This window comes from Rhodanobacter sp. OR92, assembly GCF_000427545.1.
GTDB lineage: Bacteria > Pseudomonadota > Gammaproteobacteria > Xanthomonadales > Rhodanobacteraceae > Rhodanobacter > Rhodanobacter denitrificans.
Genome location: NZ_KE386557.1, coordinates 108,632 through 124,912 on the forward strand (window position 1 = coordinate 108,632; position 16,281 = coordinate 124,912).

General features: G+C 68.0%; 14 protein-coding genes. 1 reads left to right on the plus strand and 13 read right to left on the minus strand.

Features of this window, described 5'->3' with window-relative positions; translation table 11 throughout:
• Positions 1 to 29 precede the first annotated feature (29 nt).
• The gene (locus RHOOR92_RS0114750) at positions 30 to 1,685 is read left to right on the plus strand and encodes an MFS transporter (RefSeq protein ID WP_007507561.1); all 1,656 of its coding nucleotides are present in this window, start codon (positions 30 to 32) and stop codon (positions 1,683 to 1,685) included.
• Between the two features lie 181 nt (positions 1,686 to 1,866).
• Here the strand turns inward: RHOOR92_RS0114750 and RHOOR92_RS0114755 are convergent, their stop codons facing one another.
• From RHOOR92_RS0114755 to moaA, 13 genes are all read right to left on the minus strand, one after another.
• On the minus strand, positions 1,867 to 3,189 hold the full coding sequence (locus RHOOR92_RS0114755) for a nitrate/nitrite transporter (protein WP_015448431.1): 1,323 nt from the start codon (positions 3,187 to 3,189) through the stop codon (positions 1,867 to 1,869).
• Between the two features lie 87 nt (positions 3,190 to 3,276).
• A complete protein-coding gene (locus RHOOR92_RS0114760) occupies positions 3,277 to 4,188 on the minus strand; it encodes a peptidylprolyl isomerase (RefSeq protein WP_007507559.1) in 912 nt (303 codons plus the stop codon).
• A 2-nt stretch (positions 4,189 to 4,190) separates the two neighbouring features.
• A complete protein-coding gene (gene narI, locus RHOOR92_RS0114765; protein WP_015448432.1) occupies positions 4,191 to 4,895 on the minus strand; it encodes a respiratory nitrate reductase subunit gamma in 705 nt (234 codons plus the stop codon).
• Positions 4,892 to 5,575: a nitrate reductase molybdenum cofactor assembly chaperone gene (gene narJ / locus RHOOR92_RS0114770; RefSeq protein ID WP_027490601.1), complete on the minus strand. Its 684-nt coding sequence runs from the start codon at positions 5,573 to 5,575 to the stop codon at positions 4,892 to 4,894. The genes narI and narJ overlap by 4 nt, the downstream gene beginning before the upstream one ends.
• Complete coding sequence (narH, locus tag RHOOR92_RS0114775) at positions 5,572 to 7,116, minus strand: nitrate reductase subunit beta (protein WP_027490602.1); 1,545 nt, start codon at positions 7,114 to 7,116, stop codon at positions 5,572 to 5,574. The genes narJ and narH overlap by 4 nt, the downstream gene beginning before the upstream one ends.
• Positions 7,116 to 10,874 (minus strand): nitrate reductase subunit alpha, encoded by a 3,759-nt coding sequence (locus tag RHOOR92_RS0114780; protein WP_027490603.1) that lies wholly within the window; start codon positions 10,872 to 10,874, stop codon positions 7,116 to 7,118. Before RHOOR92_RS0114780 ends, narH begins: the two co-directional genes overlap by 1 nt.
• A 293-nt stretch (positions 10,875 to 11,167) precedes the next feature.
• Positions 11,168 to 11,521: a hypothetical protein gene (locus tag RHOOR92_RS0114785; protein WP_027490604.1), complete on the minus strand. Its 354-nt coding sequence runs from the start codon at positions 11,519 to 11,521 to the stop codon at positions 11,168 to 11,170.
• Complete coding sequence (locus tag RHOOR92_RS0114790) at positions 11,518 to 12,102, minus strand: molybdenum cofactor guanylyltransferase (protein ID WP_027490605.1); 585 nt, start codon at positions 12,100 to 12,102, stop codon at positions 11,518 to 11,520. The genes RHOOR92_RS0114785 and RHOOR92_RS0114790 overlap by 4 nt, the downstream gene beginning before the upstream one ends.
• A complete protein-coding gene (locus RHOOR92_RS0114795) occupies positions 12,080 to 12,580 on the minus strand; it encodes a molybdenum cofactor biosynthesis protein MoaE (RefSeq protein WP_027490606.1) in 501 nt (166 codons plus the stop codon). Before RHOOR92_RS0114795 ends, RHOOR92_RS0114790 begins: the two co-directional genes overlap by 23 nt.
• 1 nt (position 12,581) lies before the next feature.
• Positions 12,582 to 12,842 (minus strand): MoaD/ThiS family protein, encoded by a 261-nt coding sequence (locus RHOOR92_RS0114800; protein WP_007507551.1) that lies wholly within the window; start codon positions 12,840 to 12,842, stop codon positions 12,582 to 12,584.
• A complete protein-coding gene (locus RHOOR92_RS0114805; RefSeq protein WP_007507550.1) occupies positions 12,839 to 14,092 on the minus strand; it encodes a molybdopterin molybdotransferase MoeA in 1,254 nt (417 codons plus the stop codon). The genes RHOOR92_RS0114800 and RHOOR92_RS0114805 overlap by 4 nt, the downstream gene beginning before the upstream one ends.
• Positions 14,089 to 15,096 carry a bifunctional molybdenum cofactor biosynthesis protein MoaC/MoaB gene (moaCB, locus tag RHOOR92_RS0114810; RefSeq protein WP_027490607.1) on the minus strand — a complete coding sequence of 336 codons (1,008 nt, stop codon included), beginning with the start codon at positions 15,094 to 15,096 and terminating at the stop codon, positions 14,089 to 14,091. The genes RHOOR92_RS0114805 and moaCB overlap by 4 nt, the downstream gene beginning before the upstream one ends.
• A complete protein-coding gene (gene moaA / locus RHOOR92_RS0114815; RefSeq protein ID WP_027490608.1) occupies positions 15,093 to 16,073 on the minus strand; it encodes a GTP 3',8-cyclase MoaA in 981 nt (326 codons plus the stop codon). Before moaA ends, moaCB begins: the two co-directional genes overlap by 4 nt.
• Positions 16,074 to 16,281: the final 208 nt, after the last annotated feature.

A 16,281-nucleotide genomic window follows, 5' to 3' on the forward strand; every position in this document is an offset into this window, starting at 1 on the left:
GATTCCCACGAGACGACCCGAGGACCACCATGAACACGAAATCAGGCCCTGGCGCTGCGCCACCAACGCACTCAAGCGGCGCGGACATCGACGACTGGCGCCCGGAGGATCCCGCGTTCTGGGAGACGACCGGCAAGCGGATCGCCTACCGCAACCTGTGGATCTCGATCCCCGCCCTGCTGTGCGGCTTCGCGATCTGGGGCATGTGGGGCATCATCACGGTGCAGATGCTCAATCTCGGCTTTCCGTTCACGCAGGCCGAGCTCTTCACCCTGACCGCGATCGCCGGCATTGCCGGCGCCACGATGCGCATCCCGGCATCGTTCCTGATCCGCCTCGCGGGCGGACGCAACACGATCTTCCTGACCACGGCGATGCTGCTGGCGCCGGCCATCGGCACCGGCATCGTGCTGCAGCACAAGGACTGGCCGTTGTGGGCCTTCCAGCTGATGGCGTTGTGGTGCGGCGTCGGTGGCGGCAACTTCGCATCGTCGATGTCCAACATCAGCGGCTTCTTCCCCAAGCGGCTGCAGGGCACCGCGCTCGGCCTCAACGCGGGACTTGGCAACTTCGGCGTGACGACGATGCAGATCGTCATTCCACTCGTGATGACGGTGAGCATCTTCGGCGCCCTCGGCGGCAGCCCCGAGACCCTGCTCAAGGAAAGCGGCTGGATCTTCGGCAAGATCCCGGCCGGCACGCCGACCTGGATACAGAACTCCGGTTTCGCCTGGGCGCTGTCGCTGGTGCCGCTGTCGATCCTGTGCTGGTTCGGCATGAACAACCTGAAGACGATCTCGCCCGCCACCGGCAACCCGCTGGTCGCGTTCTCGAAGATCACCTATCTGTACACGCTCGCGTTCGTGCCGTCGATTTTCATGCTCTGGCTGTACCTGCCGGCGCCGACCGGCCTGGGGGTGCTCAACGTCTGGGTCGCGATCCCGCTTGACATCATCCTGATGCTGACGGTGATGAAGCTCGCCGCCTTCGGCCCGATGAAGGAGGGCGTGACCAAGCAGTTCGAGATTTTCCGCAACAGGCACACCTGGGCGATGACGATCCTCTACATCGTCACCTTCGGCTCGTTCATCGGCTTCTCGATGGCGCTGCCGCTGTCGATGAAGGTGATCTTCGACGTCATCCACGTGCCCGACGCGAACGGCGTGATGACCCACACGCAACCGAATCCGAACGGGTTGCCGGTGCTTGCCTACGCATGGATCGGCCCCTTCGTCGGTGCGTTGACGCGCCCGATCGGTGGCTGGATCTCGGACAAGATCGGCGGCTCGATCGTCACCCAGTGGGTCTCCGTGGTGATGGTCGTCGTCTCGGTGGCGGCCGGCTACGTGATGATGAAGGCCTACCACTCGGCGACGCCCGAGGATTACTTCTTCACCTTCCTCGCGCTCTTCGTCCTGCTGTTCGCCGCCACCGGTGTCGGCAACGGCTCGACCTTCCGCACCATCGGCGCGATCTTCGACCGTCAGCAGGCCGGTCCGGTGCTGGGCTGGACCTCAGCCGTCGCCGCCTACGGCGCGTTTGCCGCGCCGGTCGTCATCGGGGAGCAGATCAAACTCGGGACACCCGAGATGGCGATGTACGGCTTCGCGGCGTTCTATGCCCTGTGCCTGTTGCTCAACTGGTGGTTCTACCTGCGCAAGAACGCATACGTGAAGAATCCTTGATCGCAAGCGGCGGGCCGGGCAGGCGCGGCCCGCCGTGCTTGCCGGCGTTGCGCACACCCTGCCGTGCGGCGCACTCCGTCCGCATGCACCTTCGACGTGACGGCGTGGTCGGGTATCCGCCCGCGCGGCATGGGCGCCACCCACGGTTCCGGCGCAAGCGCGCTCCGCAGCCATCAGTTGCTCATCGGTCCCGCGACAGAGCCACGGCATCCATGACCTCCGGCAGATCCGTCTCGCCGCCGATCTGCGGAAAGTGCCGGCGTTCCATGCGCCGAATCGCGAAATGCATCCACGCCAGCGAAGCGGCCACCAGGACGAACAGCAGCATGAAGCAACTGGTCCACACGCCCACGACGTCGTTCAATACACCGAACGCGATCGGTAAAATGAAACCGCCCAGTCCGCCGATCATGCCGACCACACCGCCCACCGAGCCGACGTGCCGGGGGTAATAGACCGGGATGTGCTTGTATACCGCCGCCTTGCCCAATGACATGAAGAAACCCAGCACGAACACCAGCACCGTGAACGGCACCACGCCGATCGCCAGGTGCAGGCTGATGTCGCCCGTGATGCCCTTCACGACATAGTGGGTGTCCGGATAGGCGAGCAGGAAGGTGCAGATGGCGGAGACGCCGAAGGTCCAGTACATCACCTTGCGCGCACCGATGCGATCGGACAGCACCCCGCCAACGATGCGGAACAGGCTGGCCGGAATCGAATAGCAGGCACCAAGAATGCCGGCGGTCCTCACGTCCAGCTTGTAGACCCCGGTGAGGAAGTGCGGCAGCCATAAGGCCAGCGCCACGAAGCCGCCGAAGACGAAGAAATAGTAGAGCGAAAAACGCCACACCTGCAGGTTGCGAAGCGGCATCATCTGTTCGCGGAACGACATTGGCTTGGTGCCGGACTTGCGCCGCTGCGCCAGCGAAGGGTCCTCCTGACTGAACAGGTAGAACAGCGCGGCGGTCAGCGCCAGAGCGATCGCCCAGATCTTGCTGACCAGGATCCAGCCCGAGGCAACCATCACCATCGGTGCCAGCAGCTTGGTGACCGCGGCGCCGACGTTGCCCGCACCGAAGATACCCAGCGCCGTGCCCTGCCGGTTCGTCGGGAACCACTTCGACACGTAGGCCACCCCGACCGAGAACGCGCCGCCGGCAATGCCGACGAACAGCGCGGCGACCAGAAACTGTGGATAGGTGTGCGCGTAGCCCAGCATCCAGGTGGCCATGGCCGCGCACAGCATCACCGCGGCGAACACGCGGCGACCGCCGTACTGGTCGGCCCAGATGCCGAGCAGCAGGCGGATCAGCGATCCGGTGAGGATCGGCGTGGCGATCAGCAGGCCGAACTGGGTTTCATTGAGGCCGAGTTGCTGCTTGATCTGGATGCCGATGATGGAAAATATCGTCCACACCGCGAAACACACGGTGAAGGCGAAGGTGCTGAGCCACATGGCGCGCTGCTGCTCGCCACGGGACACGATGTTCGGCTCATGCATGCTGGTGCATCCGGTAGATGTGAGGCGTTGAGGGCCGGTCCACGGGAAGGCCGGCTGTCGTCGTCGCGGAAACGTGCGACCGGCGCATCAGGCGCTGGCCAGTGCCTCGATCGCATCCAGGCCGCGCACCGGGTAACGCTCCTGCAAGCCGAGCAGGTAGCGCTGCAGCTCGCGTTGACGCACCTGCAATTCCAGATAGTCGGAAATCCGCTCCCGGACCGCGTCGAACGCCTGCTCGGCGCCGGGCCGGATGCCATCGACGCTGACCACGTGGTAGCCCCAGCGCGACTCGACCGGGAACGCCGCCAGACCCTCGCGCAGGCGGAACACCTGGCGATCGAATTCGGGCGTGGCCTGGCCCCGCTGCAACCAGCCGAGTTCGCCGCCCTGCGTCTTCGACGGGCAGTCGGAATGGCGCATCGCGAAATCGGCAAACAGCACGGGGTTGATCTTCAGCTCGGCAATCAGGCGCTCGGCCTCGGTACGGGCACGAATGCGACCAGTGACGTCGTCGGCCGCCGCACCCAGCAGGATGTGCCGCACGCGGATCAAATCGGGCGCGCGGAACAGCTGGCGGTTCTGCTCGTAGTAGCGCCGGCAATCCTCTTCCGCAGGCACGCGATCCTCGATTTCGCGTTCCAGCAGCACGCGGATGCCGGCCTCCTCCGCGGTTTCCTGGCTGCCGGCCGGCATCTGGTCGGCCAGGCCGAGCCGCTGCACTTCGCGGCGCAACAGCTCGCGCACCACCAGCGCGCGGGCTGCAGCGGCGCGGGAGTGCGCCGGGGTCGGTGCACGATGGTGCTGCATCTCCTGCGCGATCTCGGCTTCACTGATTGCCTGCTCGGCCACGAACAGGTAGCACGGCGCCGGCTGGCCCAGTGTGCGCGGGCCCTCGCCCTTGCTGTCGTGCCGATGCTCGTGCGCCTCCTGCGTCACCGGCTTGGCCGAATCGATGATGGTCAGCGGGATGCCTCGCGCACCGGCTTTGCCCAGCGTCATGCTCAGTCCCTCGCTCCGTAGCGCAACGTCGCCTGGCGCCGGCGCACCACCTGGTAGGGCCGCCACAGGTAGCTGACCGGGATGCTCCATACGTGCACCAGCCGCGTGAACGGCGCCACCAGGAACAGCGTCATGCCGAGGAAGATGTGCGCCTTGTAGACCCAGTCCACGCCGATCACGTAACTTGCCGCGCCCCAGCGGAAGGTGACGATGTGCTGCGCCCACTCGGCCAGCGCGATCATCACGCTGCCGTCCATGTGATGGCTGGAAAGCACGATGGTGTACAGGCCGAGCAGCAGCTGCAGCAGCAGCAGCACCAGGATCACGCTGTCGCCGACGGTGCCGGTGGCACGCACCCGCGGGTTGAACAGCCGGCGCGCCAAGAGGATCAGTAGACCCGCCAGGCAGATCACGCCGAACACGCCGCCGACCAGCATCGCCAGCAGCTGCTTCTGCGGTGCAGTGATGAAGATCGTGTACACCGAATGCGGCGTCAGCAGGCCGACCAGATGGCCGCCGAGCACGACCAGGATGCCGACGTGGAACAGGTTGCTGCCCAGCCGCATGCCGCGACTGGACAGCAACTGGCTGGAGCCGGTGCGCCAGGTGTACATGGCACGATCGAAGCGCGCCCAGCTGCCGATGAAAAACACCGCCATGGCGATGTACGGGTACAACTGGAAGGCGAATTGGTCGAGATAGTTCATGGCTGCACCTGCGGGGCGGCAGTGGATGGCGAGGGCCGGTGTGTGTTCGGCCGGCAGCTGTCGTCAGGCGCCTCGGCGCCGAAACGGACCGCTTCCTCCTCCCACAACCGATCCATCGCCTCGGCGGTGTCGTCGCGTGCCTCCTCGCTGGCGCGCTGGCGCAGCACGGCCAGGTCGACCTTGCCGTCGGCCAATTCCAGCAAAAGCTCGAACAGCACCTGGCTGGGGCTGCCGCGCTCGCCGGCACGCGCCGCGAGCATGCCGACGATATGGCTGATGTGGCCGAGCCAGTCGCGCACCTCGGCCGGCGGGCGCTGCGCCAGGAACTCCAGCAGCAGCGGCAGGTAATCGGGCAGCTCCTTCGCGGCCAGTTCGAAGCCCTGCTTGCGGTAGGCCTCGATCAGGTCGACCATCGCCTGGCCGCGGTCGCGCGATTCGCCATGGATGTGCTCGAACAGCAGCAGGCTCATCGAGCGGCCGCGGTCGAAGGTCTGCAGCCAGGCGTCCTGCGCGGTCAACGGGTCGCTGTCGAGCAGGCCCTGCACGAAGCCCGTCAGCGCCTTGCGCCGCGCCGCCGGCAACGCCGGGTCGGCGGCGGCGTCGAGCAGTTCGTCGCCATGCCGCCACAGCTCGTCGTCGGGGTAATCCAGCAGCACGCCGATCAGTTTCAGCAGGCTCATGGCGCGACCCCGTCTTTTTCCTTGCGCACCGGCTGCACCGTGAAGGTGGTGATCTTGCGCTCGCTGAACAGGTCGGCCGGGCTGTCGCCGCTGCAGCCGTTGCCGAAGCTGAAGCCGCAGCCGCCACGCTCGCCGAAGGCGTCATTGGCGTATTCGCGATGCCCGGTGGGAATGACGAAGCGGTCCTCGTAGTTGGCGATGGCGAGGTAGCGGTACATGTCCTCGGCCTGTGCCACGCTCAGGCCGGCCTGCTTCAGCACGGCCAGGTCCTCGATGCCGTCGACATTGCGCGCGCGGCGCCACGCGCGCATCGCCATCATCCGCTCCAGCGCGCGCACCACCGGTGCCTCGTCGCCGGCCGACAGCAGGTTGGCGAGGTAGCGCAGCGGGATGCGCAGCGAGGCAACATCCGGCAGCTCGCCGTTCATGCCCACGCGGCCGCGTTCGGCGGCGGACTGGATCGGCGACAGCGGCGGCACGTACCACACCATCGGCAAGGTGCGGTATTCCGGGTGCAGCGGCAGCGCCAATTTCCACTCGATCGCCAGCTTGTAGACCGGCGAGCCCTTGGCCGCCTCCAGCCAGCTGTCGGGGATGCCTTCCTTGCGTGCGGCTTCGATCACCGCCGGATCGAACGGGTCGAGGAAGATGTCCAGATGCGCCTGATACAGGTCCTTCTCGGCCGGCACCGAGGCCGCCTGCTGGATGCGGTCGGCGTCGTACAGCATCACGCCGAGGTAGCGGATGCGCCCGACGCAGGTTTCCGAGCACACGGTCGGCTCGCCCATCTCGATGCGCGGGTAGCAGAAGGTGCACTTTTCCGACTTGCCGCTTTTCCAGTTGTAGTAGATCTTCTTGTACGGGCAGGCCGACACGCACATGCGCCAGCCGCGGCACTTGTCCTGGTCGATCAGCACGATGCCGTCTTCCTCGCGCTTGTAGATCGCGCCGGAGGGACACGCCGACACGCACGCCGGGTTGAGGCAGTGCTCGCACAGGCGCGGCAGGTACATCATGAAGGTCTTCTCGAACGCGCTGTAGATCTCCTTCTGCACGTTGTCGAAGTTGCGGTCCTTGGCGCGCTTGGCGAATTCGGTGCCGAGGATTTCCTCCCAGTTCGGCCCCCACTCGATTTTCTGCATGCGCTCGCCGCTGATCAGCGAACGCGGGCGCGCAGTGGGCTGGTGCTGGCCTTCCGGCGCCTGGTGCAGGTGCTGGTAGTCGAAGGTGAACGGCTCGTAGTAGTCGTCGATCTGCGGCAGGTCGGGGTTGGCGAAGATCTTCGACAGCATGCGCCAGCGTCCGCCAGCGCGCGGCACCAGCTTGCCCTTGCCTGTGCGCACCCAGCCGCCGTTCCACTTGTCCTGGTTTTCCCACTCCTTCGGGTAGCCGATGCCGGGCTTGGTCTCGACGTTGTTGAACCAGGCGTACTCGACGCCTTCGCGGCTGGTCCACACGTTCTTGCAGGTGATCGAGCAGGTGTGGCAGCCGATGCACTTGTCGAGGTTCAGCACCATCGCGATCTGGGCACGGACTTTCATCACGCCACCTCCTTGGCATCCGCCGGGCTGGGGGGTGCGGAGCCCGGCTCGCCGTCCAGCCAGTCGACCTTGTCCATCTTGCGCACGATCACGAACTCGTCGCGGTTGGTGCCGCAGGTGCCGTAGTAGTTGAAGCCCCAGGCCAGCTGCGCGTAGCCGCCGATCATGTGGGTCGGCTTGAGCACCACGCGGGTGACCGAGTTGTGGATGCCGCCGCGGGTGCCGGTGATTTCCGAACCGGGCATGTTGATGATGCGTTCCTGTGCGTGGTACATCATCGCCATCCCCGGCATCACGCGCTGGCTGACCACCGCGCGCGCGGCGATCGCACCGTTGACGTTGAACAGCTCGATCCAGTCGTTGTCCTCGATGCCGGCCTCGCGCGCATCGTCCTCGCTGATCCACACGATCGGGCCGCCGCGCGACAGGGTCTGCATCAGCAGGTTGTCGCTGTAGGTGCTGTGGATGCCCCACTTCTGGTGCGGGGTGATCCAGTTCAGCACGATCTCGCGGTGGCCGTTGCCGCGCTTGTTGTGCAGCGGCTCGATGGTCTTGGTGTCGACCGGCGGGCGGTAGCTCATGAAGCCCTCGCCGAAGGCGACCATCCACTCGTGGTCCTGGTAGAACTGCTGGCGGCCGGTGACGGTGCGCCACGGGATCAGCTCGTGCACGTTGGTGTAGCAGGCGTTGTAGCTGACGTGCTCGTCCTCCAGGCCCGACCAGATCGGCGAGGAAATGATCTTGCGCGGCTGCGCCTGGATGTCGCGGAAGCGGATCGCCTCGTGCTCCTTGCCGCGCGCGAGGTGGGTGTGCTCGCGGCCGGTGAACGTGCCCAGCGACTCCCATGCCTTGACCGCGACATGGCCGTTGGTCTCCGGCGCCAGGTGCAGCACCACCTCGCAGGCGTCGATCGCGGTCTCGATGCGCGGCCGCCCGTGGCTGACGCCCTGCTCGGTCACCGTGTGGTTGAGCTTGCCGAGGAAATCGACCTCGTCGCGCGTATCCCACTGCATGCCCTTGCCGCCGTTGCCGAGCTTGTCCAGCAGCGGCCCGAGCGAGGTGAACTTCTTGTACAGGTTGGGGTAGTCGCGTTCGACCACGGCGATCGACGGCATGGTCTTGCCGGGAATCGGCTCGCACTGGCCCTTCTTCCAGTCGGTGACGCCGAACGGCATGGCCAGCTCGCCGGGCGTGTCGTGCAGGGTCGGTACCAGCACCAGGTCCTTTTCCACCCCCAGCACGCCGGGCGCCATCTCGCTGACCGACCTGGCGATGCCCTTGAAGATGTCCCAGTCGCTGCGCGACTCCCACGCCGGATCGACCGCCTTGGACAGCGGGTGGATGAACGGGTGCATGTCGGAGGTGTTGAGGTCGTTCTTCTCGTACCAGGTCGCCGTCGGCAGCACGATATCCGAGTACAGCGCGGTGGTGCACATGCGGAAATCCAGCGTCACCAGCAGGTCGAGCTTGCCTTCCGGCGCCTCGTCGCGCCACTTCACTTCCTCGGGCTTGACCGCGCCGCGCTCGCCGAGATCCTTGCCCTGCAGGCCATGCCGCGTACCCAGCAGGTGCCGCAGCATGTACTCGTGACCCTTGCCGGAGGAACCGAGCAGGTTCGAGCGCCAGATGAACAGCACGCGCGGGAAGTTCTGCGGGGCATCGGGATCGGCGTAGGCGAAATCCAGCTTGCCCTGCTGCAACTGCTCGACCACGTACTCGGAGGGCGAACGGCCGGCCTGTTCGGCGGCCTTGACGATCTCCAGCGGATTGCGGTCCAGCTGTGGCGCACTGGGCAGCCAACCCATGCGGATCGCCTGCAGGTTGAGGTCGGCCTGGCTGCCGGTGAAGCGGGCCGGGTCGGCCAGCGGCGACAGGATTTCCTTCATCTCCAGCTTTTCGTAGCGCCACTGGTCGGACATGAAGTAGAAGAACGAGGTGCCGTTCATCTGCCGCGGCGGACGGCTCCAGTCCAGACCGAACGCCAGCGGCTGCCAGCCGGTCTGCGGGCGCAGTTTTTCCTGCCCCACGTAGTGCGCCCAGCCGCCGCCGGTCTGGCCGATGCAGCCGCACATCATCAGCATGTTGATCAGGCCGCGGTAGTTCATGTCGTTGTGGAACCAGTGGTTCATGCCGGCGCCGACGATGATCATGCTGCGGCCGCGGGTCTTGGCCGCGGTGCCGGCGAATTCGCGCGCGATTTCCACCACTTCGGCGCGCGACACGCCGGTGATCTTCTCCTGCCACGCCGGCGTGCCCGGCACGTTGTCGTCGTAGCTCGACGCCACGTTGGCGCCGCCGAAGCCGCGGTCGACGCCGTAGTGCGCCAGCAGCAGGTCGTAGACGGTGGCCACCTCCCACTGCTTGCCGTCGGCCAGCTGCAGGCGGCGCACCGGCACGTTGCGCTCGAGGATGTCCTCGAACTTGGAGGCGGTCCAGCGATCGTGCTCGATGCCGCCGAAGTAGGGGAAGCTGACCGCCTCGATGCCGTCGTTGGCGTCCTTGAGCGACAGCCGCAGGCGGGTCGCCCGGCCCTGGCTGTCCTTCTCCTCGACGTTCCACTTGCCCTGCTCGCCCCAGCGGAAGCCGACCGAGCCGTTGGGCACGGTGATTTCGCCGCTGTGCTCGTCCAGCGCCAGCGTCTTCCACTCGGGGTTGTTCGATTCGCCCAGGCCGCCGAGGTCGCTCGCGCGCAGGAAACGCCCCGCCACCAGGCGGCCGTCGGCACGCCGCTCCAGCCGCACCAGCAGCGGCATGTCGGTGTACTGGCGGCAGTAGTCGATGAAGTATTCCGCCGGGTTGTCGACGTGGAACTCCTTCAGGATCACGTGGCCGAAGGCGAACGCCAAGGCGGCGTCGGTGCCCTGCTTGGGGTGCAGCCAGTGGTCGGTGAGCTTGGCCACTTCGGCATAGTCGGGCGTGATCGCCACCGTCTTGGTGCCGTTGTAGCGGGCCTCGGTGAAGAAGTGCGCGTCGGGCGTGCGCGTCTGCGGCACGTTGGAACCCCACGCGATGATGTAGCGGCTGTTGTACCAGTCGGCCGATTCGGGCACGTCGGTCTGCTCGCCCCACACCTGCGGCGAGGACGGCGGCAGGTCGCAGTACCAGTCGTAGAACGACAGGCAGGCGCCGCCCAGCAGCGACAGGTAGCGTGCGCCCGACGCGTAGGAAATCATCGACATCGCCGGGATCGGCGAGAAGCCGATCACCCGGTCGGGGCCGTGCTTCTTCACCGTGTGCAGGTTGGACGCGGCGATGATCTCGTTGGCCTCGTCCCAGCGCACGCGCACGAAGCCGCCCATGCCGCGCTTGCTCTTGTACGACTTCGCGCTGGCCGGGTCGCCGACGATGCTGGCCCACGCCTCGACCGGCGCCATCGTCTTGCGCGCCTCGCGCCACAGGCGCAGCAGCGCGCCGCGCACCAGCGGGTACTTCAGCCGGTTGGCGCTGTACAGGTACCAGGAATAGCTGGCCCCGCGCGGGCAGCCGCGCGGCTCGTGGTTGGGCAGGTCCGGCCGCGTGCGCGGATAGTCGGTCTGCTGGGTTTCCCAGGTCACCAGGCCGTTCTTGACGTAGATCTTCCAACTGCACGAGCCGGTGCAGTTCACGCCGTGGGTGGAGCGCACGATCTTGTCGTGCTGCCAGCGGGCGCGATAGCCATTTTCCCAGTCCCGGTTGTCCGTGCGGGTGATGCCGTGGCCCGCTGAAAACGTCTCTGAGCTGCGCTTGAAGAACTGCAGCCGGTCAAGGAAGTAACTCATGCAAAGCCCTCTTGGCAGTCTGTGGCGTCGTCGTGTCAGCAGCGCTTCTGCATCACTTCCAGCAGCCCGATGACCGGAGCCTAGGCGAGTGATGCCGCCGTCAAATTGATGCCGATCAAGAGTGCGAAATCACGACCAGATTGGTACGGATTCGACTGGATCGGCGCGACCTGTCCGCAAGTTCCGCCGCAACTGTTACCACACCTGTGCTGGCATCGCGAGCACGGCATTCCCCCCGTCCGTCGCAGGCCGTCGGCGCGGCCACGCTGCGACGCCTTGCCGCAGCGGCTTCCTCAGCGCGGGCGCTGCGGCGCGCCGCGGCGACTCACGCTGTCGCGCACGTCCACCTCGAACAGCAGCCGCCACTCGGCCGCGGCGCCGGCCGGCAGCACGAATTCCAGCCCCTTTTTGCACGGCAATTGCTGCACGTACGCCTCCACGCGCCCGAGCGGCAGGCCGAACGACCAGCTGTCGCCGCGCCGCCGCAGCTCGGCCTGCGCCACGGGCAGCAGCGCCAGCGAAAAGCCGAATGCGGCGCCGTCGGGAAGGCAGCTCACGCTGTCCAGCGCCCGGCCGTCGCGCAGGCGCGCGAGCTCGTCCTCGTCGATCCGCAAGCGCCATTGCTGGCCATCGATCTGCAACTTCACGGCTGCACCTCCTTCCACTCTTCGGGTGTGTTGCAATTGGCCAGGCAGCGGCGCTCGTCGTCGGTCACGGCCAGTTCCACGCTGCGCAACCGGGCATGCAGGGCGTGCAGCGAACGCATGCGCGGCGCCCGATCGGCAACCTCGCCGATCGCCGCGCGCGTGGTTCCATCCAGGCGCAGGCACAACGGCAGCATGTGCCCGGCGAACATCGCGCAGGACACTTCTTCGGCATCCGTGAGTGCGCCGACCAGCCGCCGCAGCAGCCCGCTCGTCAGCCGCGGCATGTCCACCGGCAGTACCAGGTAGACGCCATCCGGCTGGGTCTGCGCCAGCGTGAGCAGGCCGCCGAGCGGCCCCAGGCCGGGCTGCCGGTCGGGCAGGCTCTGCGCATCGTGGCCGGGACCGCAATTCAGCACGCGTTGCGCGCCGGCCTGTTCCAGCAGCCCGCGCACGTGCTGCAGCAGCGGGCGGCCGCGCCACGGCAGGCCGGCCTTGTCGGTGCCCATGCGCGAGGATCGGCCGCCGGCAAGCACGACGCCGTCGAACGCGGCCACCGGCTCAGCCGTGCGCGTGGCCGTCATGTCGCGACTCCGCCCGGCTGTCCTGTTCGTGTGGCTCGCACAGCGAGCAGCCTTCGCTCCACTCGCTGCTGCCGTCCACGCAGTGCTCCTGCTTCCAGATCGGGCTGCCGTGCTTGACCGCCTCGATGACCTGGCGGCAGGCGCGGAACGCCTCGTCGCGGTGCGGCGTGCCCACCGCCACGACCACCGCGACGTCGCCGATGCCGAGCCGCCCGCGGGCATGGGCCAGATAGATCTTCAGGCGCGGCCCGAACTGGTCTTGCGCATGCCGCATGATGTCGTCGAAGCCCACCAGCGCCAGCTGCTCGAACACGTCGTAGCTGACGCCGGTGACCGCCCGTCCCTGGTTCTGCTCGCGCACCCGTCCGACGAACATGGCGAACCCGCCGAAGGCCGGATCGGCGACGAACTCCAGCGCGGCGGCCGGATCGATGCGCTCGTGTTCGACGTCCACGATCATGCAACGGAAATCGCTCATCTCAACCTCCACCGACCGGCGGCAGCACCACGACCGGACCGCTTTCGGGCAGCACTTCCTGCTCGCCCAGCACGCAGGTCTGGCTGGCGAAGGCCGAGCGCAGCAGCAGGCCTTCCCGGAACCCCGGCCAATGTGCGCGGCCGTATGCCGCCAGCGCGCTGCGCAGGTCGGCCACACGCGCACCCGCGGGCACCTCCAGCGTCACCGCCGCAGCCGGCTGGTAATCGCGGAACGCGCCGAACAGGCTGACTTCGACCTTCATGCCTCGCTCCCGATCGCCAGCGGCTGCAAGTGCCCCAGCGCGTAAACCTCGACCATGCTGCCCGGTTCGCGCACCTGCGCATCCTCGGCCAGCACCACCCAAGCGCCGGTGTCGAGCAGCGGCCGGATCCGGAACGACTCCTGCCCGTCCAGCAGCACGGCCTGCAAGCGCCCGTCGGCCGCCAGCGCCAGCTTGCCCTTGAGGAAGCAGCGCAACGGCGCGCACTGCTCGAAGCGCTGCCGCAGCGGCAACCGCAGCGGGCGCTCCGGCGGCAGGCCGAGCATGCCGCGCAGAGCCGGCTCGACGAAGAAACGCAGGCCCACCGCGCTGGACACCGGGTTCCCCGGCAACCCGAAGAACAACGCGCCATCCGGCAAACTGGCAAACAGCAAAGGCTTGCCCGGGCGAATCCGCAGCTTGTGGAAATGGATCCGCGCACCGAGCCCGCGCAGCGCCTCGGGCACGAAATCATGGCGCCCCATCGACACCGCGCCGGTACTGAGCACGACGGTGGCCCCGGCGTGCAGCGCCTCGCCCAGCGCGCGCACGAAGGCCGCCGGATCGTCCCCCACCGTCTGCCGATACACCACCTGTGCGCCGGCGGCGACGAGGCGCACGGCCAGGAACGGGCCGTTGCTGTTGCGGATCTGCCCGCTCTGCAGCGGCTGACCGGGATCGTCCACCAGTTCCCGGCCGGTGCAGATGATGGCCACGCGCGGGCGCCGCACGACCGGCACCTCGGCGATGCCCAGCGCAGCCAGCAGCGCCAGGTGTTGCGCCTGCAGCAGCTCGCCCGCCGGTATCACCTCGGCATCGAGCGGCACGTCCTCGCCGCAGCGGCGCACATGCCGGCCGGCCTCGACGTCGATGCTCAAGCGGATGCACCGCGGCCGGCCGTCGCCCGCCTGCTCGACGATCTCGACCTGCTCCACCGGCACCACCGTGTCCATCCCGGCGGGCATGCGCGCGCCGGTCATGATCTCCCAGGCGCCGCCGTCGGCCTGCGCCAGGGCGTCGCCAGCCGCCTGCGCGCCCATCACGGCATGCTCGCTGCCGGCCGGCAGCCGGGCCTGGCCGGCATGCAGGGCGAAGCCGTCCATCGCGGCATTGTCGAACGGCGGCAACGCGGCGGGGCTGCTCACCGGCCGGGCCAGCACCCGACCCAGCGCCTGGTCGACGGGGCATGGACGCTCCGGCAACCGGCGCGTGCACTCGAGGATGAGTACCAGCGCATCGTGGTAGCCGATCACGGGTGGCCCTCGCCGTTCATCATGGCCAGCGCATGCGCCAGCAGCGGCCCCACGATCGCCAGGCCCTGGCCTGCCGCCCGCGGGCTGCCGGGCAAGGCCAGCACCAGCATGCGTCCCAGCTGCACCGCCTCGGCCCGACTCAGCCATGCCAGCGGCGTATGCCGCGCGCTCTCGCTGCGCAGCATCTCGGCCAGCCCGTCGACCCGGCGATCGGCCACCTGCGCCAGTGCCTCAGGCGTGAGGTCGCGCGGGCCCAGTCCAGTGCCGCCGGTGCACAGGCACAGGCGCACCTGCGCCGCGGCCAGCGCGCGCAGGTGCGCGGCCAGCGGCTGCACGCCATCGGGCAGCACGTCGACGTGGTCCACCTGCGCGCCCAGCTGGCGCAGGCCCTCCACCAGCAGCGGGCCGGAGCGGTCCTCGTAGCTGCCCTCGTGCGCGCGGTCGCTGAGCGTGACCACGGCGCATGGCACGCCCTGCAGGCGCGCGATGTCGCGCGGGCGGTAGTGCGCCTGCTCCGCCTCGCTCATGCCTTCCGGGTGCCGCCACAGGCCGCTCTTGCCGCCTTCCTTGAACAGCAGCCGGATGCCGCCGATCGCCAGCGCCGGCTCGACCGGCTTGCTCAGGTCGTACAGCGTCAGCAGCGCGGCGTTGACGCCGGCCAGCGCCTCCATCTCCACCCCGGTGCGGGCCTCGGTCGCCACCTCGCAATAGACCCGGATCGCCAGCCGTTCGGCCACCGGCTCGCAGTGCACGCGCACCAGTTCCAGCGGCAGCGGATGACACAGCGGCATCAGCGCCGAAGCCTGCTTGGCGCCCTGCAGCCCGGCCACCTCCGCCATCACCAGCGCATCGCCCTTGGGCAGGCGACGCTCGACGATCAGTGGCCAGGCCCGCGGGCCGGCCAGCAACTCGCCCACGGCCACGGCGCGGCGGCGGGTCGGGCGCTTGTCGCGGATGTCCGCCATGTGGAAGGCGGCGACGTGTTCGGTGTCGGGCAAGGTCATCCTCCGATCGAGGCCAGGTGCGGCGTGATGCCGGTCAGCCCCTGATGCAGGCCGTGACCGGCGGCCTTCAGGCCGAGCTGGGTGGCGATGTGCGCCACCAGGGCGTCGTGGTCGTCGTCGGACTGCAACAGCGGCCGCAGCGAAATGCCGAAATTGCCGAACAGGCACAGGCGCAGGTCGCCGCGCGCGGTGACCCGCAGCCGATTGCAGCCGGCGCAGAAATCGCGGGCATACGGCGCGATCACGCCGATGCGGCCGCGATAGTCCGGATGCGCATATTCGAGCGCCGGCCCGGCGTCCGCCGCGCGCGGCCGCAACACCCAGCCGTCGGCCAGCAGTTGCCGCTGCAAGCCCTCGGCGCGCAGGTGGTGGCGCTCGAAGAACTCACGGTTCTCGCCGGTTTGCATCAGCTCGATGAAGCGCAGCGCGACGTCGCGCCCGCGCAGGTAGTCCAGCCATGCGGGAAGCTCGTCGTCGTTGCGCCCGCGCAGCAGTACCGCGTTGATCTTCACCGCGTCGAAGCCCAGCGCAAGCGCCTGCTCGATGCCCTCGGTGACCTCGGCGAAACGGTCGTGTCCGGTGATGTCCAGATAGCGCGCGGCGTCGAGGCTGTCGAGGCTGACGTTGAGCGCGGTCAGCCCCGCCTCGCGCCAGCCGCGCACCAGCCGCGGCAGGCGACAGCCGTTGGTGGTCAGCGCGATCCGGCGGATGCCCGGCACCGCGGCCACGGCGGCGATGATCGCCGGCAGGTCCTTGCGCAGGCTGGGCTCGCCGCCGGTCAGGCGGATCTTGCTCATGCCCAACGCGGCAAACCCGCGCACCAGCCGGCGGATTTCCTCGAGGACGAGGAAGACGGGCCGGCCGTTCGCCTGGTAGCCGTCGGGCAGGCAATACGCGCAGCGGTAATTGCACGCCTCGGTCAACGACAGGCGCAGATAGGGAAATGAGCGTCCATGATGGTCAACCAGGGTCTGCACTGCCGCTCCACTTCGATTAGCGAACTTGCCGATCCGGCGGTCCTTCGGCCATGTCGCGGGCGGCCGACGTGGCCGCTGCCGCAAGCGGGTGCCGCATCGGCATCAGTTTACGCACAAGTCACGTTAGCGTGTCGGCACGCAGGCACGATTGACCGGAGTCAAACCGGCGTGCGGCACGTTGTCACGACCGCGGCGCCGGCACGCGCAG

Bases quoted from the DNA above. Each gene is read 5' to 3' on its own strand.
- RHOOR92_RS0114750 (WP_007507561.1), top strand. From the start codon at position 30: ATGAACACGAAATCAGGCCCTGGCGCTGCGCCACCAACGCACTCAAGC.
- RHOOR92_RS0114755 (WP_015448431.1), bottom strand. From the start codon at position 3,189: ATGCATGAGCCGAACATCGTGTCCCGTGGCGAGCAGCAGCGCGCCATG.
- RHOOR92_RS0114760 (WP_007507559.1), bottom strand. From the start codon at position 4,188: ATGACGCTGGGCAAAGCCGGTGCGCGAGGCATCCCGCTGACCATCATC.
- narI (WP_015448432.1), bottom strand. From the start codon at position 4,895: ATGAACTATCTCGACCAATTCGCCTTCCAGTTGTACCCGTACATCGCC.
- narJ (WP_027490601.1), bottom strand. From the start codon at position 5,575: ATGAGCCTGCTGAAACTGATCGGCGTGCTGCTGGATTACCCCGACGAC.
- narH (WP_027490602.1), bottom strand. From the start codon at position 7,116: ATGAAAGTCCGTGCCCAGATCGCGATGGTGCTGAACCTCGACAAGTGC.
- RHOOR92_RS0114780 (WP_027490603.1), bottom strand. From the start codon at position 10,874: ATGAGTTACTTCCTTGACCGGCTGCAGTTCTTCAAGCGCAGCTCAGAG.
- RHOOR92_RS0114790 (WP_027490605.1), bottom strand. From the start codon at position 12,102: ATGACGGCCACGCGCACGGCTGAGCCGGTGGCCGCGTTCGACGGCGTC.
- RHOOR92_RS0114795 (WP_027490606.1), bottom strand. From the start codon at position 12,580: ATGAGCGATTTCCGTTGCATGATCGTGGACGTCGAACACGAGCGCATC.
- RHOOR92_RS0114800 (WP_007507551.1), bottom strand. From the start codon at position 12,842: ATGAAGGTCGAAGTCAGCCTGTTCGGCGCGTTCCGCGATTACCAGCCG.
- moaCB (WP_027490607.1), bottom strand. From the start codon at position 15,096: ATGACCTTGCCCGACACCGAACACGTCGCCGCCTTCCACATGGCGGAC.